Genomic DNA, 4369 nt, shown 5'->3' on the forward strand with positions numbered 1-4369 from the left:
GCCTCCTCAAGGCGCTCCTCCTCGGTCAGAAGCTGAAGAAGGTGCTCCAGTGCGCCAGCGTCCTCTGAAAAATGAAGCAGCTCCTGACGTCTCCAGTAAATCGCTTCGTCAATATTGCCCTCTTGCTCAAAGTAGTTTCCCAGCCGCCGTACCGCTGTGATAAACCGATCCCGGAGGCGCGTCTGCTCGCCAAGAACCCAGTCGTCGTAGAAACCCGGAAGAAAAGTTCCACGAAACAGGGAGAGAGTCTGCCGCAGGGCTTCCATGGTCTGGGGCGTGTCGTCACTAGCGAGGCGATCCAGAGCCTGCTCAAACTCTAGAACATCGGAGCTAATCGCCTCAGTGCGCACGCCTAGCGAGCGGGGATCTACCAGCAGTACCTGTCCCGCCTGCCCTGTTTCAAGCTGACTGCGAAGTGAGGAAACAGCCACCGCCAGGCTGGCGCGGGCTTTCTCCTGGTTGGGGGCATCGGGCCAGAACATCTCCGCAAGAATCTCACGGGGGAGGCGCTTGCCGCGGTGAAGGGTGAGGTAGGCAAAGAGGCTGGCAGTTTGGCGGGTGCGGAAGCGACTGATAGCAGTACCGGCTCCCCTCACTTGGAAGCCCCCAAGCATCTCCACCCGCAACTGCGTCTGTATCAATGCGTGTTAACTCCTCTCGGTGCCTACAGTTAGAGTTGCGAGTCTGTTATTCCTTCGTGACGAGCGCCCCTTTTTTGTAAAGACTAGAGAGGGAGGATAAGTGTCACGCGGGTTCCTTCAGCCAGTTTGCTCTCGACCTTCAGCTCGCCTTGGAGCGCAGTCACGATTCCTTTGCACAGCGAGAGGCCAAGCCCCGCGCCGCCGTGGGTACGGGCACGGGCGGTGTCAGGTCGGTAAAAGGGCTGCCCGAGTTTCTCTATGTGCGCCGGGGCGATGCCCTCCCCAGTATCGGTGACGGTGAGAATTAGCGTTGTTGTGCCCACAGTGGCCTCGACGACAACTTTCCCCTCGGCGGGGGTATGGCGCAGGGCATTGCTGATGAGATTGCTGAGGAGGCGCACGAGGAGCTGTGGATCCGTGTGGACGTAGAGATTCTCCGGGATGTCCAGGAGAACCGGAGCGGCGAGGCCCTCGTGGAGCGCGAGGGCATCCGTGAGGGCGCACTGGAGGGGATCGCTCAGGAGAACCTCTTGGCGTGCGACGCGTAGAGTGCCGTTTTCCGTGCGGGCTAGCAGAAGAAGATCACTCACGAGGCGGGTGGCACGATCAGCGGCTTCGTCGGCTCCGGTGAGAGCCTGGCGTTGTGGGGCACTGAGCTCGCTCTCTAGCAGCAGGCTCGTCGTGGCTTTAATCACTGCAAGCGGCGTCCGTAGCTCGTGGCTGGCATCGGCGGTGAAGCGTTTCTGGCGCGTAAAAGACGCTTCCAGGCGGGAGAGCATCTGATTGAGGACTTTGGCCTGCCGATCCAGCTCATCATCGCCGCCGGGTTCAGGGAGGCGGCAGGTGAGATCCGTCGCTGCAAGCTGCTCCGCCGCCTCGGTCAGGGCGCGGACGGGAGCGAGCGCCCGGTGCGTCAGGAGCGCCGCGCCGCTCAGACAGATGAGAAGTGCCATGGGGGAGAGCGGGAGAAGCGCTTGGTCTACTCCGCGCATGGCAATGGCAAGCGAGGTGAGGCGTGCACCTGTCTGAATGACGGCGATAATGGTGCCATCATCCGCGCGAACCGGCATGGAGAGAATGCGCACGGGCCATCCCTCGACCTCTTCGTCGGCGTAGACCAGCTCGCCCTGGATGGCTTTCTCAAAGCTGCTCTGAGAAAGCGGCAGGGGGACAGACAGGCGTGGGCGGCGAGGTCTATCGCTCCGAAGATTCTGGCGAGAGCTGGCGCAAGGTAAACACCGACGATCTTTTTGAGGTCTTTGGGGCGTTTGGTTGGAAGTTCACGGATATCTGTGTGGATCCGCGCGACACAAATCATCTCTATATCCTGGGGAACCACGCCTTCCAGTCCCGGGACGGTGGTGCGACTTTCCAGCGCTTCGGGGATCGGATTCTGCGGGTGCAGCCGACACCGGGCCGGGCGCTGCACCTGGATCACCATGAGCTGGTCATTGACCCCGCCAACCCGGAGCGCCTTCTTCTGGGCGATGCCCTACCGAATCTTCGCCGGAACCCAGGACAATGCCGCGCTGGTGGGGCCGAGCGATGCGACTCTCGACGACGCGATTCCCGACCCGTGGCGCAGTGTCTATCTGGACCGCTGGACGGGCGGCGATAGCTTTGTGACCCTGCCCGATCCCACCGACGAGCGCTTTGTCTACTACGAGCACCAGAACGGCGCTTTGATGCGCATGGACACCACGGGCAGCTCCATCCTCAGTGGTGGGCCGTCGTCGGAGAGCCTCAGGCCACGCCTGCCGGGCTTGCGCTTTAGCTGGTACACGCCGTTTTTTATCTCGCCGCACAACCCACGCACGCTCTATCTCAGCTTCACCGGCTTTCGGGAGAACGACACGCGCCCCTATGTTTTTGTCTCCACTGATACCGGGCGCACTTGGCGCTCGATTGCCAGCAACCTCCCCCCGGAGTGTGTGAACGTCATTAAAGAGGACCCCACCGATCCCAAGCTGCTCTATGTGGGCACCGATCTGGGGGTCTATCTGTCTCGTGACGCCGGGCAGAGCTGGGAGTCGCTGAGCGCCACGCGGTGCCTGGATTCTGGATCTCGCTCCGATCCGCAAGCCGACCAGCGAGCCGCTCTTTCTCTACCCGATCCGCGACATCACCCTCGACCTCTTCCCCTGGGATAGTGTGCCCGGCGACCGGCGCGGTCGCCCCATCGCCCGTTTCTCGCTCGTGAGCGACACCGCAGGAGCCGCCATGGTCACCGTCACCAACGCCTCGGGCAGTCGTCTCTTTCGACAGTGGCAAGCCAATCTGCTACGTGGAGCCAACACCCTCACCTGGGACCTGCAAACCGAGCGCAAAACCGACGTCCCTGTGGGAGTCTACCAAGTCGAGGCACAGCTAGGCACACGTCGCACGTCGGCAATGCTTACCGTGCATCGCTCGGGAAAGTAAGAGTTATGCTACAATCGGAGCCATGGTTAAGCCAGTCAAGGTCTTTCTTTTTGCGGGGCAGTCGAACATGGTGGGAGCAGATGCCCACCCGGAGCGGATAGACGACTTTCCGCTCTTCAAAGGAGCCGGTGCGCCGCAGCCCGATGTCCGCTGCACTTTTCTTCCGGAGAGAGACAAGGTAGGTTTTCAGGGCTGGGAACCTCTGCGCCCCCTAGCGTCGTTTGGGCCAGAACTGACCTTTGCGCGTCGGGTCAAAAAGTACGATAACTCCCCGCTGGCGATCATCAAGTCCGCGATCGGGGGCACGACGGCGGCCTACGACTGGAACCCCGATGCGCCGGAAAACGGCCAGAAGCTCTACCCGCGCACGCTTCAGCTTGTTCGGGAGGCACTTGCGGCACTCGATAAACAAGGCGTTCGCTACCAGTTCGAGGCCGTCCTCTGGCACCAGGGCGAGAACGACATGCTGGATCGCAAGATTAACACGGCCTACGCCGCGAACCTCACGACAATCCTCCAGCGCCTGCGCACCGATCTCAAGCTCTCCAAACTCAAGTGGTTTCTTGGGGAAGTCAGCGAAAAAGGCATCTGGGGTATGGACAACCGTGCGAATCTCGCGATCTTGCGCGAGCAGCAAGAGTTGCTACTCCAAGCGGATTCTTTACTGCGCTGGGTGCCGACCTCGCACTTGGCCTTTGACGTGATGAACAGCGGGCAGCCGCACTACCACTTTGGCACACAGGGTCAGCTTCAGCTCGGGGAGGCGTTCGCCACAGCCTACTTGAAAGATATCGGGAAGCTCCCCACGCCAAAAGCGCCTACTTTTAAGAAACGCTCCGCTCTGCCCAAAAAGGCGCAGGTTCGGCTGTTCGTGCTGGCCGGTCAGCGCAACATGGAGGGAGAGGACGCGTTTGCCAGTGCGCTTCTGGCCACACTTGCCCAGCCCCAGAACGAGGTGCTCTTTCGGTACTCACTGGGCGGTGGCGTTCAGAACTCTAAAAACTGGGAGCCGCTTGGCCCGGTGAGTGCGCTAGGCAACTTCGGCCCGGAGCTGAGCTTCGGGGCACAACTCCGAAAAACGATCCCGGCCAGCGAGGGCGTCGCGCTTCTCAAGTTCACCCACAGCGGGGCACAGGGGCCGGACTGGTTGCCGCAGGGCTCGCCCGAGAGCCGCCGCAACCTCTATCCCAAGTTTCTTGCCTTCCTGCGCGATGCCGCCGCTGACCTCACACGTCAGGGCTACGAGCCGATCTGGGAGGGGATTTTCTGGCACCCCGGCGAGAACGATACCTACTTTACGTCCTACC

The 4369-nt window shown here is 61.5% G+C and carries 5 protein-coding genes; 3 read left to right on the plus strand and 2 right to left on the minus strand.

What is annotated here, in order from left to right; translation table 11 throughout:
- The coding region (locus ACH2EH_RS12875; RefSeq protein ID WP_395142262.1) for a BTAD domain-containing putative transcriptional regulator at nucleotides 1–641 on the minus strand (641 nt) is incomplete at its 3' end.
- 83 nt (nucleotides 642–724) lie between these two features.
- Nucleotides 725–1726, minus strand: coding sequence for an ATP-binding protein (locus ACH2EH_RS12880; RefSeq protein ID WP_395142264.1), 1002 nt, complete (start codon nucleotides 1724–1726; stop codon nucleotides 725–727).
- Nucleotides 1727–2128: 402 nt separating this feature from the next.
- Here ACH2EH_RS12880 and ACH2EH_RS12885 point away from each other — a divergent pair, with 402 nt between their 5' ends.
- From ACH2EH_RS12885 to ACH2EH_RS12895, 3 genes are all read left to right on the plus strand, one after another.
- The gene (locus ACH2EH_RS12885) at nucleotides 2129–2791 is read left to right on the plus strand and encodes a WD40/YVTN/BNR-like repeat-containing protein (protein WP_395142266.1); all 663 of its coding nucleotides are present in this window, start codon (nucleotides 2129–2131) and stop codon (nucleotides 2789–2791) included.
- A gap of 1 nt (nucleotide 2792) precedes the next feature.
- Nucleotides 2793–3062: a hypothetical protein gene (locus ACH2EH_RS12890; RefSeq protein ID WP_395142268.1), complete on the plus strand. Its 270-nt coding sequence runs from the start codon at nucleotides 2793–2795 to the stop codon at nucleotides 3060–3062.
- A 22-nt stretch (nucleotides 3063–3084) separates the two neighbouring features.
- Nucleotides 3085–4369, plus strand: a 1285-nt coding sequence (locus ACH2EH_RS12895; RefSeq protein WP_395142270.1) for a sialate O-acetylesterase, incomplete at its 3' end; no start/stop codon positions are given.

The sequence above is a fragment of the Armatimonas sp. genome, assembly GCF_043760365.1.
In the GTDB taxonomy this organism is placed as follows: domain Bacteria; phylum Armatimonadota; class Armatimonadia; order Armatimonadales; family Armatimonadaceae; genus Armatimonas.

What these genes read in the sequence shown, in the direction of transcription:
- ACH2EH_RS12885 (WP_395142266.1), top strand. Translation starts at nt 2,129, where the DNA reads ATGCCCTACCGAATCTTCGCCGGAACCCAGGACAATGCCGCGCTGGTG.